The 15,891-nt window shown below is 43.5% G+C and carries 12 protein-coding genes; all 12 read left to right on the top strand.

What is annotated here, in order from left to right:
* Positions 1 to 8: 8 nt before the first annotated feature.
* The 12 genes from H8S84_RS00060 to H8S84_RS00005 all read left to right on the top strand — a co-directional run bounded on the left by H8S84_RS00060 (position 9) and on the right by H8S84_RS00005 (position 15,250).
* Positions 9 to 1,391 carry a sigma-54-dependent transcriptional regulator gene (locus H8S84_RS00060; RefSeq protein ID WP_187065237.1) on the top strand — a complete coding sequence of 461 codons (1,383 nt, stop codon included), beginning with the start codon at positions 9 to 11 and terminating at the stop codon, positions 1,389 to 1,391.
* Positions 1,375 to 2,676, top strand: coding sequence for a sensor histidine kinase (locus H8S84_RS00055; RefSeq protein ID WP_187065236.1), 1,302 nt, complete (start codon positions 1,375 to 1,377; stop codon positions 2,674 to 2,676). Before H8S84_RS00060 ends, H8S84_RS00055 begins: the two co-directional genes overlap by 17 nt.
* A gap of 344 nt (positions 2,677 to 3,020) precedes the next feature.
* A complete protein-coding gene (locus H8S84_RS00050) occupies positions 3,021 to 3,233 on the top strand; it encodes a hypothetical protein (protein WP_187065235.1) in 213 nt (70 codons plus the stop codon).
* Between the two features lie 385 nt (positions 3,234 to 3,618).
* Positions 3,619 to 4,356 carry a polysaccharide biosynthesis/export family protein gene (locus H8S84_RS00045; RefSeq protein ID WP_230406996.1) on the top strand — a complete coding sequence of 246 codons (738 nt, stop codon included), beginning with the start codon at positions 3,619 to 3,621 and terminating at the stop codon, positions 4,354 to 4,356.
* Positions 4,353 to 6,728, top strand: coding sequence for a GumC family protein (locus H8S84_RS00040; protein ID WP_187065233.1), 2,376 nt, complete (start codon positions 4,353 to 4,355; stop codon positions 6,726 to 6,728). The genes H8S84_RS00045 and H8S84_RS00040 overlap by 4 nt, the downstream gene beginning before the upstream one ends.
* Positions 6,729 to 6,819: 91 nt before the next feature.
* On the top strand, positions 6,820 to 8,355 hold the full coding sequence (locus tag H8S84_RS00035; RefSeq protein WP_187065232.1) for a lipopolysaccharide biosynthesis protein: 1,536 nt from the start codon (positions 6,820 to 6,822) through the stop codon (positions 8,353 to 8,355).
* 5 nt (positions 8,356 to 8,360) lie between these two features.
* A complete protein-coding gene (locus tag H8S84_RS00030; RefSeq protein ID WP_187065231.1) occupies positions 8,361 to 9,578 on the top strand; it encodes a glycosyltransferase family 4 protein in 1,218 nt (405 codons plus the stop codon).
* Positions 9,579 to 9,590: 12 nt separating this feature from the next.
* A complete protein-coding gene (locus H8S84_RS00025) occupies positions 9,591 to 10,892 on the top strand; it encodes an O-antigen ligase family protein (protein WP_187065230.1) in 1,302 nt (433 codons plus the stop codon).
* A gap of 61 nt (positions 10,893 to 10,953) precedes the next feature.
* A complete protein-coding gene (locus tag H8S84_RS00020) occupies positions 10,954 to 11,889 on the top strand; it encodes a nucleotide-diphospho-sugar transferase (protein ID WP_187065229.1) in 936 nt (311 codons plus the stop codon).
* A gap of 12 nt (positions 11,890 to 11,901) precedes the next feature.
* Positions 11,902 to 13,149 (top strand): glycosyltransferase family 4 protein, encoded by a 1,248-nt coding sequence (locus tag H8S84_RS00015; RefSeq protein WP_187065228.1) that lies wholly within the window; start codon positions 11,902 to 11,904, stop codon positions 13,147 to 13,149.
* Between the two features lie 11 nt (positions 13,150 to 13,160).
* Positions 13,161 to 14,000, top strand: a complete 840-nt coding sequence (locus H8S84_RS00010) for a glycosyltransferase family 2 protein (RefSeq protein WP_187065227.1) — start codon at positions 13,161 to 13,163, stop codon at positions 13,998 to 14,000.
* Positions 13,997 to 15,250, top strand: a complete 1,254-nt coding sequence (locus H8S84_RS00005) for a glycosyl hydrolase (protein ID WP_230406995.1) — start codon at positions 13,997 to 13,999, stop codon at positions 15,248 to 15,250. The genes H8S84_RS00010 and H8S84_RS00005 overlap by 4 nt, the downstream gene beginning before the upstream one ends.
* The last annotated feature ends 641 nt before the right edge of the window (positions 15,251 to 15,891 follow it).

Here is a 15,891-nt window from a genome sequence, read left to right as displayed (position 1 = left end):
CATAAACCATGATCCTGATAATAGATGATGACGTAGCGATACGCGCATCGCTTAGCTTGCTGCTGAAGCAGAACGGCTTTAAAACCAAAGAAGCGTCCTCTCCGGAAGAGGCGCTTCTCATGGCTAAGCAGCATGCCCTGAAGCTTGTGATCATGGATATGAACTTCTCTATGGATACCACCGGCCATGATGGTCTGGCATTAATTGAGCAGTTTAAAAAAGTGTACTCTCACCTTCCGGTTATACTTATTACTGGCTGGGGCTCTATCAGTCTGGCCGTGGAAGGCATGCGTTTGGGTGCAGCTGATTTTATTACGAAGCCCTGGAGTAACGACTATTTGTTGCAGGCGGTTCGTACGGCCCTGAGCCTTTCCGAGCAGGCATCCGAAACCAATGGGGAGTCACTTACACGTAAAAAACTGGACCAGCAGTATGATTTACGAAACATTGTGGGCCAGGACCCGCAGTTGCTGCAGATACTGAAAAAGATTGGCCAGATAGCACCTACTGATGCCTCTGTGTTAATAGAGGGCGAAAGCGGAACTGGCAAAGAACTAATAGCGGAGGCTGTGCATCGCAATAGCCTCCGTAAATCGCAGCCCTTTGTAAAGGTAAACCTCGGCGGCATCTCCTCTACCCTTTTCGAGAGTGAGATGTTTGGCCATAAGCGCGGTGCTTTTACAGATGCCAAGTCTGACCGTATGGGGCGCTTCGAGATGGCAAATAAAGGCACTATTTTTCTGGATGAGATTGGTGAACTAGACATGAACAGCCAGGTAAAGCTGCTGCGCGTGCTACAGGACCGTACTTATGAAGTGCTAGGCGACAGCCGCTCCCGTAAGCTTGACATCAGGGTTGTATGCGCTACCAACCGCGATTTGGCAAAACTGGTAGAGGAAGGCAAGTTTAGAGAAGACTTGTACTACCGCATTAACCTTATTAAGATAAAACTGCCGGCTCTGCGTGAACGCGAAGAAGATATACCGCTACTGGTGCAGTATTTTGTTGATAATTTAAAGCAAACCTATAACCGACCAGAGCTAAAGGTTAGCCAACGTGCACTGCAGTGGCTAAAAAGTCTGCACCTTTCGGGAAACATCCGTGAGCTGAAGAACCTGGTGGAGCGCACGGTGTTGGTTGCTGAACAGCCGGTATTAGAGGCTGAGGATTTTCAGGCGCAGGCGCAGCAAAGCCCTGCCAAACCCGGCGACAAGACTCTGCCTGCGGTGGGCACTATGACCCTGGACGAAATGGAGGCATCCATGATCAAGAAATCAATGGATTACTACCATAATAACATTAGCAAAGTGGCTAGGGCGCTTGGTCTGAGCCGTGCTGCCCTTTACCGCCGCCTCGATAAGTTTAACATTCCTTATGACCCTGCGCAGTAAGTTTATACTTTTCGCTGTGTTTGTGCATGTTCTGCTGGGCATGCTGGCATGGTACCTGTTGCAACAGGATGAACTGCTTTTCCTGGGAATGGAGCTGCTTATACTTGTTTCTATTTATTTCACTGTTAGCCTTTACAAATCATTCTTCAAGCCGCTGAACCTCATTAGGGCTGGTATTGAGTCGATGAAAGACAAAGACTTCTCTACTACCTTTATGGCAGTAGGCCAGAAAGACCTCGACGACCTGGTAAACGTGTATAACCGTATGATGACGCAACTGCGGCAGGAAAGGGTAGCACAGGCAGAAAAGCATTATCTGCTGGAAAGATTGATTCAGGCCTCCCCTGCCGGCATTATACTTCTAGGCTTCGATTACCAAGTGGAAAGTATAAACCCGGCGGCAGAGCGTTTCCTGGGCAAACAGCTGGAAGAGTTGAAAGGAAAGCACGTAAGCCAATTACCCGCAGACTGGGCGAAACCGCTACAAGACCTGCAAACCGGACAATCGGTCACGTTCCGGATACACGGCACCTGGACTTTTCGATGCCACCGTGCCCATTTCCTGGATCGGGGCTTTCAGCATTACTTTATACTTATAGAGGAGTTAACCGAAGCTATACTTGCCAACGAACGGCAAGCCTATGAGAAAGTGATTCGGGTAATGTCGCATGAAGTGAACAATACAACCGGCGCCATTAACTCTATACTTGGTTCTTTGCAGTACTACGCTCCGCAGCTTAACCCCGACGATCAGCCGGACTATGAGCATGTGCTGCAGGTAGCGATTGAGCGCAACTCGAACCTAAGTCGCTTTATGGCCAATTTTGCAGATGTTGTGCGCCTGCCGCAGCCAAAAAAAGAAAGTGTAGACGTGCATGCCCTCCTCCACGACCTGCACAGACTACTAAAGCCCGAGCTCGAAAAGCGACACATTCAACTCAAACCTATACTAGCTACTGCGCCCCTGCACGTTTCGTTAGACAAGAATCAGATGGAGCAGGTGCTGCTGAACATTCTTAAAAATGCTATGGAGGCCATAGGAGAAAACGGCGAAATCGAGGTACAAACTCAGCTCTACCCGCCCCGCATCACCATTACAGACAACGGCGAGGGCATTCCAGAGCATGTGCAGCCGCACCTGTTCACCCCATTTTATACTTCCAAGAAAACAGGACAAGGTATTGGTTTAACCATGGTACGGGATATCCTCATGAATCACGGCTATACTTTCTCTCTCAGCAGCAATGGCTCAGGCAAAACTGAATTTATAATCAATCTTAGCTAAGTTAGTTGCTTAACTACTATCTTTCTACCTAACTATCAACATTTTACCAAATCAGCTTTTACTGCAAAGTACAAAAACATAGAATTTTTGGCACCAAGAATTTCTCATACAGTAATCCAAAGATGATTTTTGCTTTGTCACTTCTCAAACAACTCATCCAACAACTCTTCAAACTAGCACTAAATCAACATTATTCTCACAAAGCAGTGTGTTAAGTATAACTATTTAAATTATATGCTAAATATTTTTAATGAATGTAACCTCTGCGCTAATTTTTCGTAGCGCAGCCGTTGTTATTTCAAAATTTATTAGTAGATTGAATCTGTAGTTAAAAGGTAATCAAAATGGAATACAATATTGTTGTTGCCCCGGATTTAGAATTGCTGGCAACAAAAGTAGCAGGGTTTATCCCAATGGGTTGGAAGTTAAAAGGTGGCATACTAGAGCACTTGAACGGTTATGCGCAGCAATTAGTGCGCCATCCGGGTGCTGTTACCAGAACAACACAGCGTAAACCTGCAGCTATCAAAGCTAAGAGGACTAAATGGATTGAATAGCATACCATATAAGATATTAAGCTAAAGGTTAGGGCCGTTTCTTGGTGAAGTGCTTTGCACTCCCATGAAACGGTTCTTTGCTTTTATACTTTTCATAGATAGACTTAACTTTTCAAACCTATCGTGCTTTTGCCTCCCTCCTGTGTCTCCTTTCTCAAAAACCTCACTTACTGGCCAAAACGCAGGTTTATATATTAAATCTCTATAATATTTCATCAATTCAGCATCTTTTTTAGCTAGCTATAGTATATATGGCTGAATTCATTTATGCACCTAAATGGACAGCCTTGCAATGCCTCGGCTGTTATTTGGCAGGCCCCCTAAGGCCATCTTACACCCTTAATATTGAGACATGAGAAATATTCTGTGCTATCTCCTTCTTATAATGATGGCGACATCTTGCATCACGAAGAAAGAGCTGGTTTACATGCAAAACGAAAAGCTTAAGAAGAACACACCAACAAACTTTACTACTCCTTACAAAGAATACGAACTGCAGCCCAATGATGTCCTCTCTATCAAAGTGATTAGCAATCAGCCTGAGCTATCCAATGCCTTCAACATCATTGATCCTAACAATGCCTTCGGCATATCAGGCCCTAGCAGCCTTTATCTAAGCGGCTACTCCATTGATAAAGACGGAAAAATTATGCTTCCAACGCTAGGTGAACTGAAAGTTTCCGGTTTATCAGTAGCGCAGGTACAAAACCTGATACAGCGAAATCTCGACAAATACTTTAATGATGCAACCGTTGTAGTAAAGCTTATAAGTTTTAAGATTAGTGTTTTAGGTGAGGTGCGAACTCCTGGCTACTACTATGTATACAATGAGCAGGCGAACCTTTTGGAGGCGCTAAGTATGGCAGGCGACCTTACGCAGGGTGCTAACAGAGAAAACCTGAAGCTTATACGCCAGAAGCCTGGTGGCACTGAGGTTATTTTACTCGACCTCAAAGACCCAAACCTCGTACAATCTCAGTACTACTTCCTCAAGCCGAACGATGTGCTGTATGTTGAGCCGCGCAAAACGCAGATTAGAAGAGATAACTTGATTGTAGTTAGCACTATTCTAGGCGTGCTTTCTACGGCTGGACTTATATTAAATTTTGTGAATATAAAATGAAAAAGGCGAATAAAGAACATGAAATAGACCTTAGAAGCTGGTTATTCAAGTTCAGATCGAGATGGTACCTTTTTGCTGGATTTACGCTGTTGGCACTTGCTGTAGCTTATGTCTATGTAAAAAGTTCAGAGAGAATTTATGCTTTCCACTCTACTCTTTTGCTAGGAGATCAGCAAACTGGATCTAAAAAAGCACAGGAACTACTGGAGCTGTTGCATGTGCAGGATAAGGGTATAAAAGTGGAAGACGAGATTGGCTTGCTAAAGTCAGCTGATATGATAAAGTCGGCCTTGCAACGATTAGATTTCTCCACCTCATATTATAAAGTACCAGACCACTGGCTCAACAGTGGCTTTGACCTCATAAAACAAGAGCAATTTGAAACAACGCCTTATATAGTTGAGCTAGACACATCCGGTATCCAGTTGGTGGATGTACCCTTTGAAGTGAAAGTACTGAACGACAAAGAGTATGAGCTAACAGTTGAGGGTGAGAATGTACCACGCTACAACTTTAACCGCCATGAGGTGCTAGGCTATGTGCCATACATCAGCTTTACTAAAGTATTGAAGTTTGGAGAGCCTTACACTGACGAGAATATCAGTTTCACTTTAAGAAGAAACAAAAAAGGAGCAGGTGAGCCGCCAGCAAAAAAACACTACTTTGTACTTAATAGCCTGGAGAGCCAGGTTGGCCAACGCCTTGCCACATTGAACATCGACCCGATTGAAAGAGATTCGCGTGTGCTCGAGTTAAGTACTAAAGGTACCATACCTGATAAGGAAATGCTTTTCCTGAATACCTTGATGGATGTGTATGTAGCTCGTGACCTGGAAGAGAAAAACACCAACGGCCGCAAAACACTGGAGTTCATAGATAGCCAGATCGCCACATTGACTGACTCTTTAAAGCAAAGCAAGCAAGCCCTGTCATCATTCCGTTCTGCCAACAGAATCTCAAACATAGATGCCCAGGCAAATAGCACCTATGAGCGTCTGTCGCAGCTGGAAATTGATAAGGCAAAGCTGAGCACCGACAGGCAATATTACGCTGCTATTTTAGAGGAGATAGAAAATAACCAAGGCTTTACAGAAGCGGTATCGCCGGCAGTAGCAGGTGTACAAAACCCTATTCTGGCAAACCTTTTCCTGGAGCTTTCTGATCTGAACAAACAAAAGGCAGGATATAAGACAAGTGCTACGCAGATCAACCCTATGCTAAAAGAAGTAGACGGTAAGATCGCAAGTATAAGAAGCGCTATTATAGCTAACCTTAAAAACCTGATCTCTTCAGCTGATATTGCCATCAGGGAAACAGAAAAACGCATAACCACCCTTGAGACCACACTGGCCAAGCAGCCTGAGCACGAACGCCGCCTGGCAGACCTGAAAGGGCAAGCAGATTTTATAGATAAGAAGTATGAGTTCCTGCAGGAGAAGCGTGCAGAGGCTGCTATCTCACTGGCCACCAACACTACCGATAAGAAGATAGTGGACAGAGCCTCATTTTGGGGTAATGGTCCGGTTAACGTAAAGCCGAACATGATTTATCTGCTGGCCCTGTTACTTGGTCTGGCAATACCTGCCGGACTTATTGTTCTGATAGACAATGTTGATAATACCATCCAGGGCAAAAATGATATAAGTTCTATTACAAACATACCGTTCTTGGGAGTTATTGCCCACGGATCTAAATCAGATAAGCTGGCTGTAAAAACCAATCCAAAATCAGCCATAGCAGAGTCTTTCAGGTCTATCAGAATTAACCTGCAGTACCTGTTATCAAGCACCAACTTTAAGGTTGTAGGAATTACCTCCTCTATTTCAGGTGAAGGTAAAACGTTCTGCTCTGTTAACCTGAGTCACGAATTTGCCTTGTCGGGCAAACGTACCATACTTATAGAGTCTGATATGCGAAAACCGACGTTTGGCAAGTACTTTAATGTTAGTTCAGAGGTAGGCCTATCCACTTACCTTAACCAGGACATGATTGCCGATGAGGTAATTCAGAAAACAGATATTGAAAACCTGGATATAATACCGTGCGGTCCGATTCCGGAAAATGCTATTCACCTGCTGGAGTTGCCGCGCATGAATAAACTGATAGAAGAACTTCGCGGGAAGTATGACTTTATTGTAATAGATACTCCTCCAATAGGTTATGTATCAGAGTTCTTCGTACTGATGAAGCATATGGATACCAATATTTATGTAGTAAAGCATAAGTATACAAACAAGGAATTGCTCAACCAGGTAAACGAGCTATATGCTGCCAAGAAGATTAAGAATATCCATATAATAATCAACGACCTGAATTTTGATAAAACATACGAGTATGGTTATAAGCGTAAAGCAAGCTACTATTATGTGTAGCGAAGAACTTTAACAGCTTAGGTCATACATGGGGCGCCCACCATCTTAAGGTTGGTGGGCGCTTATAATAAAAAGCAATTTAATTGTTGGAATGAGTAAAGGATTAGCTTCTAGAGCATTTACAGGACTTAAATGGACAACCGCCTCCACTGTAGCCAATGCTGTTATGCAGATTGGTTATACTTCGGTGATGGCAAGGTTGCTGGCTCCGGAGGCGTTTGGTCTTGTTAGCCTTGCCACAGTTATCCTCGGGTTTGGTAACTATTTCGCCAATTTGGGTCTGAACCAGGCAATTATCCAGAAAGAGGAGCTAAGTAAAGAAAACATCAGAGCTGCTTTTACTACTTCAGTTCTTTTGGGTGTAGTTATTACAGTTGTTGTATGGTTTCTGGCACCTACAGCCGCCCTGTTTTTCGAAAACGAAGAAGTAGCTCCAATTGTGAGGATTATGGCATTCTCGTTTCTGATCAACGGCTTCTCGTCTACAGCATTAAGTTTACTACAGCGCGAAATGAGGTTTAAAGCCATGGGAATTGTAGAAACTGCGTCTTACATCATATCATATTTGATAGTAGGTGTAGTGCTAGCCTACCTGGGTTTTGGCTTCTGGAGCTTAGTGTATGCTACTTTAACACAGGTAGTGCTTACTGCAATTGGTTCATATTTTATGGTGCGCCACTCTGTTTTTCCGATCTTATACTGGCCTGCTTACAAGCCATTGTTTAACTATGGCAGTAAAATGTCTTTTTTGGGTGTGCTGGAGTACATTTACTCGCAACTACACATCATTTTGGTGGGTAAAGTGCTGGGCATGCATAAGCTAGGTATATACACCAGAGCGCACATGCTGGTAAACTTACCCATGTATAACATCACCCGTACAATATCTAAAGTTATCTTTCCTTCCTTTAGTAAACTGCAGAACGACGTCCTGAAGCTAGGGAAAGTATACTTATCCAGTATTACCTTGTTGGCGGCTGTGCTTATCCCGGTTTGTATGGGCATATTGGTTGCTGCCCCAGAACTGGTGCGCATTGTGCTGGGCGAACAGTGGGGAGAAGCTGTTCCAGTACTCCAGGTACTCAGTTTAGCTATTCCAATTAGCTTTATCACAATGTTCTCGGGCATTGTATGCGATGCAAAAGCAGAACTTAACCTGAAGATCGTGATCACGATTGTATACATGGTGGTCCTGATTGGCCTTTTCCTGCTGTTAAAGGGTTATGGTCTGGTTGGCTTTGCCGCAGCAGTTTTCTTCGGCGAGGTTATCAGGATGGGCTTGTTTCAGTTCGCTATGAAGCGCATTCTGAGTGTATCCTTCAGAAACCAGTTGCGTTGTTATATACCGGGTGTTTTAAACGGCACTCTGATAGCAGTGGCAGTGCACTTGCTTAGCTTGTTTTTAAGAGAGATGCAGTTACCTGTTGTGGTAATATTTGCCATGCAGTTAGCAGCGTGCGGCATACTGTTCCTGTTATTCACACTGCTATACCCACACAAAGTACTGAAATCAGAAATCAGTCTTGTTTTAAATAAAATGGGACTTCAAGAGGACACTTCGAGCTTCACGGGCCGCATTATATCAAAGTACAAAAACAGTATTATTCAAGAACCGGAGGGAGTATGAGAAGTATGAATAAGAAACTTACCATAGGGGTTTGTGGACCTATAGACCTGAGACTGCTCGACTGGGAGCTTAAGGAACAGAACTTACCGGAAACAAATACATTTCCACTGCCAACGCATTTTATCAATGCATTGCTGCACCGTGGCTTTAATGTGATAGCTTACACAAATTCTCCCTTCATAGAGGAAGCAATGGTTTTTGAAGGCAAGCACCTGAAGGTCTGTATTGCGCCTCAACGTCCACAGCCTGGCCGTCGCTTTTTTCAGTTCGAAGTAAAAGAGCTTCAGCGGCTGATAGAGCAACACCCATCTGATTTTATAAGCGCTTTCTGGTCTTATGAGTATTCTTGGGCTGCCCTTCGCACAGGAATTCCAACAGCAGTTGGCCTGCACGATGTGGCGTTACAGATTCTATTCCAACACAAGGACATTTTCAGGTTAGTGCGTTGGGCCATAAACTACATTGTGGTTACCAAAGCAAAGCACCTGATCGCAAACTCCAGCTATACTTATAATATGCTGGACAACAGTACCAAGAAGAAAACTCGTATCATAAATAATTTCTATCCAGCCGAACTCGAGGACCAGCTCAAGGTTCCTGTGCAGAAAAGCAACCACATTGTATCGGTGGGGATGGGTTTTACGCATCGAAAAAATATTAGCACAGCTTTACATGCTTTCGCATTAGTAAGGAAAAAGCACCCTGAGTTGGAGTACCACCTTTTAGGTGCCGGTATGGAGCCAGAAGGGGCTGCACAACAGTATGCACGAGAGCAAGGCTTAGAAGACGGCGTAAAATTTATGGGCGTACAGTCTTATGATGAGGTACTGCACGAGATCAGCCACGCCAGGCTGCTCCTGCACCCTGCCCGGGAAGAATCTTTCGGAATGGTATTGCTTGAGGCAATGATTGCCCGAACGCCTGTAATCGGAGGTAAAGACAGCGGATATGTACCAATCTTGTTGGATGGTGGCAATGCCGGCCTACTCTGCGATATCAATTTGCCACAGAAGATTTCAGAAGCAATACTCAAACTGATAGAAGATAACATGCTTTGCAAGCAGTTGGCACAGCAGGCCTACACTTTTGCCCGCAACAATTATTCTGAAGAAGTAATTGTGGATCAACACCTTGCATATTATTCAGAAATATTAGAAAAACCGCTTTCACCCCTACAAGACAAAGAACATGTAGCGGATAGCAGAAGCATTATGCGGGCTTAAAACAGTTCTGTTATGAAGCTGAATTATACTTTCCTGTTTATAATACCACTCGCTCTCATCATGCTGATGGATCAGATGTTTGTGGAGTTGATGGCACCTGACAACCCTTTGCAGCAAGGATTAATACAGAACATGCTTTTAAAGGGTATGGCAGGTTTTTCTATGCTGTACTGCATCCTGTTCTTTAACAGGATGTCAAAATACATGCGGTTTGCTTTCTTTATGTTGCTATTGTACATAGCGGCTCTTGTTTTCGAATCGAAGTATGTGTATGGTTCTTTTATGGTGTACCCGCACGTGTTTGTAAAGGTGCTTATTTTCACCTACACCTACTTTGTTTATACTTTTTATAAGGCGAATTACCACCTGAAAACAAAGCATGTAGTATGGTTTATACTTGCAGGGTTTTGGCTCAATGTTCTTCTTATAAACCCGCACACACTTAGTATATCTGCTTTTACTAACCATGAGCGGGGCGTATATTCCAACTCAGTGTACATGCTGGTAGTGCCATTTTTATACTTCTTAAGCAACTACTTCTATAAGAGCAAGTTCGCCAGCCTCTTTATGGCATTTTTTATGCTCTTTGCCATCTTTTTCTTTCAGCACAGAACCGTATGGATCTCTACTGCCTTCGTGCTGATTGTTTATTACTTCTTTATACAGTTTAAAACGGATAAGCCCATTAACTTTCTTACGAAGCTGTTGCCTATCGGTACTATAGTGGGTGTGCTTGGAGTAGTTGCGAGTGGCTTTATTCTATCTATACACCCCGAAATCATAGAAAAGGTACAAGAGAGCTTTTCAGATATAGAAAACTTCGAAAGTCAGGGAACCGGTGGTTGGCGTTACCAGCAATGGCTGTCGTATTTGCCATTTATACAGGAGCATTTTATGCTGGGTATGCGATTCGAAGGATTTGAGCTCCCTATCCAGTTTTACCGCGACGATATAGATGCACCCGTATTTGAAGACGGAAATGGACATCACTTCCATAGCTTTTATGTTGAGATCCTATTCTATGCAGGCTTCATCGGTTTCATTCTTTTTTTACTCATTAGCCTCTACCCTATTGTCAAGGCCATGCGTATGCGTGTGCTCACAATCAATCAGATTATACTTGTCTCATTTTTAAGCAGTGGGTTCATCTTTGGTATTTCATACGTGCTGCCTGTTTTCTTTTATGGTGTGCTTGGTTGGGCTATTGCCGCAATAGAGGAGGAAAAAGTCACTTACCAAACATTTATTCAAAAATCCGGGATGCGTATGAAGGCTCGCCGCCTAAACATGCAAAAAATATTGAATTCTGTATAAATCATACAAAACCACATTTTAGAAAGAGCAGTACTATCCTATATAAACCCTTATAACAAGTATGAGTACTTCTACTCCAAACGAACCTTTGCACACTCCGGTGTTGCTGATCATATTTAACAGAGCCAACACAACACAGAAAGTTTTTGATCGCATACGACAGGTAAAGCCCAAGAAGCTTTATGTTGCCGCTGACGGTCCGCGCCCCCACGTACCCACCGATGCCGAACGATGTGCCGAAACACGCCGTATTGTAGAGCAGGTAGACTGGGATTGTGAAGTAAAAACACTCTTTCAGGAGACTAACCTGGGTTGTGGTGTGGCCCCTTCCACCTCTATCTCCTGGCTTTTCGAGAACGAGGAAACCGGCATTATACTCGAAGACGATTGTGTACCCTCTAAGAGCTTTTTCTGGTTTTGCCAGGAGGTGCTGGAAAAGTATAAGTATGATACCCGCGTAATGCACATCAGCGGCAACAACTACCTTAATGGCTGGCGCCGCGACAACGACTATTCCTACTACTTCTCTGATAAGGTAAACGCTTGGGGTTGGGCTACCTGGCGCCGTGCCTGGCAGCTTTTCGACTTCAACATTCCAACTTATAAAGAGCTGAAGGAGAAAGGCTATTTAAACGGCATCTTCCTGAACAAATTGGAGGAAAAGTACCGACTGGGCCAACTGGAGAAAACGTATGCTAACATTAACAAAGGTGACGTGTGGGACTACCAGTGGGAGTTTACTGTATACAGCAACTCTGGCCTGTGTGTGATACCAGAAGTAAACCTGGTGCGCAACATTGGCTTTGGCGAGGATGCTACCCATACCTTTAACCTCCATGATAAGAATGCCTTTGTGCCAGAGCAGGAAATTGCATTTCCGCTGCGCCACCCACGGTTTGTGCTCCGCGATATGGAATCAGACAGAAGAAACTTTAATTACCTGATCAAGAACAAAGTAAGCGCTAAACTGAAGGCCCTGTTTAGTTTTAGCCTCTAAAATACCCTTACCATGAAACTACTCTTATCAGCATATGCCTGCGAACCGAACCGAGGAACTGAACTGGGCAACGGCTGGAACTGGGCTTTGAACACTGCCAAGCTTGGACACGAAGTATGGTGCCTGACTACGGTAGAAGGAAAAGCCAGCATTGAGAAGGAAGTAGAGAAGCTTAACATGCCTAACCTGCACATTGTGTTTGTTGAGGTACCGAAACTAGTGGATAAGCTGTTTGAATACCATTTGGGTTTTTACCCACACTACCTCTATTGGCAGCAGCAAGCTTATAAAAAAGCAAAAGAGCTGGACAAGCAGATCAATTTTGACCTGGTGCACCACGTAACCATCGGAAGTCTGCAACTTGGCACTGCACTTTGGCGATTGAACAAGCCATTGATTTTTGGACCTGCCGGCGGCGGACAGGAAGCACCCAGAGCTTTCAAGAAATATTTCTATGGCTGGTGGAAAACAGAAGTAATCCGTTCCTGGATAAGTAAGTTGCTGCTGCGGGTTAACCCTGACTTCCGTAAAACCATGCGCAATTCCTCGCTGGTGCTTACCACTAATGAGGACACTTACAATATGGCCCGCGACAATGGAGCCCTCAACCCGCAGATGTTCCTGGACACTAGCCTTCCCGAGAGCTTTTACCCGGAAGCTTACCCGGAAAGACCACCTACTGAGGAACTTAAAATACTTTGGGTTGGTCGCCTGTTTGCGCGTAAAGGCCTGCCATTGGTGCTGGAGGCACTAAGCAAGGTAAGTCCGGATGTACCATTCAAGCTAACCATACTTGGCGATGGCCACATGCACGACTTGGTCCCGGAATTAATCCAAAAGTATAACCTGCAAAACAAAGTAGACTGGAAAGGCCAGGTGCCGTGGGATGAGGTAAAGCGCGCTTATACCAAAAGCGACCTGTTTATGTTCTGCAGCCTCCGCGACTCTTCTGCAGCACAGTTCTTAGAGTCGATGGCCTACGGACTGCCCATACTTACGCTGGACCTGCACGGCGGTAAAAATCTGGTGCCTGATAACGCTGGCATCAAAATTTCCGTAACAACACCCGAAGAAACAGTTGATCGACTGGCAAAAGCAGTGGAGCAACTTTACTATAACCCAGAACTGCGGGTACAGATGGGCAGAAACGGTTATACCTTTTCTAAATCCCAAACCTGGCCCGTAAAAACAAAACATATCAACGAGTTCTACAACAAGTATACTTTAGCAGATACTGTAAAACTCTCTGTTACATATTAGCCCTTACACCCATGATATATATAGTTATACCTGTTTTTAACAGAAAGCACTTCACAAAAGAATGCCTCTTATCGCTGCGTAAGCAGACAAATACTTCTTTCAAAGTTATAGTTGTAGATGACGGATCTACTGATGGAACTGCCGATATGCTGGCAAAGGAGTTTCCGGAGGTAGATGTGTTGTTTGGGGACGGAGGCCTGTTCTGGACAGCCAGTGTAAACATGGGCATTAAGTATGCGCTACAGCATGGCGCAGAGTACATTATGACACTGAACAACGATTTAGAGGCTGCTCCTGATTTTATCGAAAGCACCTATAAATGGATGGCACAGAAGCCAAATGCCATACTTGGTGCATTAGAAATGGACGCAGCTACCCGCGAGCCTGCTTTTGGTGGTGAGATCATCGACTTCAAGCTAAACAAAGTGCGCTACCTGCTACAGGAATTACCCAAAGAAAAGCAGGTTGGCATCCATCTGGTATCACAGTTACCAGGCCGAGGACTCCTTGTACCAAGAGCCGTTTTTGAGAAAATCGGTTTACTGGACCAGGATAACTTCCCTCATTATGTAGCTGACTATGATTTCACTCATACAGCTCTGCGCAATGGCTTTGAGTTGTACTGCAACTACGACGCAAAACTTTATACTTACCCTGAAGAAAGCGGGGAGCGCAAAAACAGGCAGTCTAAGTCTATCAAAAATTTTTACAACCACCTTTTCGATATAAAAGGAGGCGGTAACCTTCGCGACTTTACTCGTTTTACCCTTAAAAACTGCCCAAGCCCTTACATACCGTATTATTTAGCCAACGGCTATGCAAGGCGCATTTTCGGGTATATCCTAAAATGACCTATACATACTTTGGAAATATAAAGAGTTTATACTTTGCCGTTCCCGGTAACCACAAGCGTACCGGGCAACGGCTTTTACTTTTTATACTTACCCTGCTGTTACTTTTTTCTGCAGTTGCTTTGTTTAAAGCAATGCAGGTGTCTCCGCATACAGCAGAACAAGGTTTTCAGGGGCCACTGATTATCAAACATGGCGGTACCTATACTGGTAAGTGGGAATCTAAAGATGCTGATGTGCCTGCCATAGACATACGCACAAAGGAACCTGTTATCATTGAAAATGCTGTTATAAGAGGCGCCGGTCCATTAATTCGTTCAGTGGGTTATGGCGCTAATATCACTGTTCGCAATACAGAAGGTTATGGAATTACCCCCACCCCATACTCTGACTATAAAAAACCCCGCCGCTTTTTAAATGTAGATGTCTTTAGGAATATAGTTATTGAGAACTGCTTATTACAGAGCACTGCTGGCATCTATCTTGGGGTGCAATACGTGGGAGACGGTACTCCTGCAAATACTGTTAAAATTAAGTATAATAAGGTGCGCAATATTGATGGTAGAGTTTATGATGGATTGGCCATTGTTCAGTTTGTGCAGTTTAACTACCGAGGAGAAGTACCGCATATAGAAATAGCATGGAACGAAGTAGTAAACGAACCTAATAAGTCTGCTGTAGAGGATAATATTAATATTTATAACTCTCGGGGAACTGCCACCTCTCCTATCAGAATCCATAACAATTACATACAGGGAGCCTTCCCTTTTCCAGCTAATGAGAAAAAGTACACTGGTGGCGGCATTATCACTGACTCTCCTGGTACTGATTCTACCATGGCCACTGCATATTTAAAAGTCTACGATAATCAACTTGTGGGTCTTGGTAATTACTGCTTGGGCATTGCAGGTGGTAACAATATTGAAATGTATCAGAACAGAGCCATTGTGTCTGCCAGATTTGAAGATGGGTCTCTTTTCCAATGCTGGTCGGGTGGTATTTGGGCCAAGGACTATTACAAACTCAACTCTACATATAATAACGCTATGCACCATAATGTGTTGGGCACCATGGGCCAAACCGGAACCTGGCGAAACGATATTTTAGACAGTACTTTTGTGGCGGCAGCTACTTATGAAAATGTGTTACTAGACGGTACAATCACACAGGCTCATGAGAAAGAAGAATACAGATTATGGCTTAATAAACTGAAGAGCAACAACATAACTATAGGTCCTATCAATAACTAACAACCTACCGATAAAATTATAATAGAGAAATTATATGCTCTTCCAATAAATGGTTGTACTGAATTAATGACAGATATAGCAGTATAACAATATTCCTATATTATCTCCTCCACATGGCGCATTTCTCTCATACCTAAAAGTTCCAACTTGGTGTGCTTTTGTGTCTTTTTTTCACTAAAGAAAAACAAGTGTTAACCCGCAAATTAATAACATCAACATATATAACTTTACCAAGCATAATAACCTTTTATAGATATAACCGTACGCATGCAATCTTTATTTTTACATCAAAAAAGGCATTTTATGCCATACAGATAATAGTATTATTTTTGACATCTATAATTTTTTTTAGATTTCTGAATAAAATATTAGCATTTGTAAAAAATTCCCCATTATATTTGCAACAACTTATATATGAATCGCTTAGCCACACAACCTAAAAGAAAGCAATTGTAGAAAGGTTTATAGCACAGTCTTAAGGATGCGCCAACAGAATTAAGACATCTATCAAACTCCAAATTATTAGTAAAGTCAAATTTTCAACTTTTAGCCAAAAAAGATGAATGCACTAACCTCTTATGCAAATAAGAGAGCTAGCCGGGCCTTTCTTGCCCTCCTGCTCACTTTAGTAACGTGTGTAC

It is taken from the genome of Pontibacter cellulosilyticus (genome assembly GCF_014306105.1).
Classification (GTDB): Bacteria; Bacteroidota; Bacteroidia; order Cytophagales; family Hymenobacteraceae; genus Pontibacter; species Pontibacter cellulosilyticus.
This window is presented reverse-complemented; position numbering and strand designations above follow the sequence as displayed.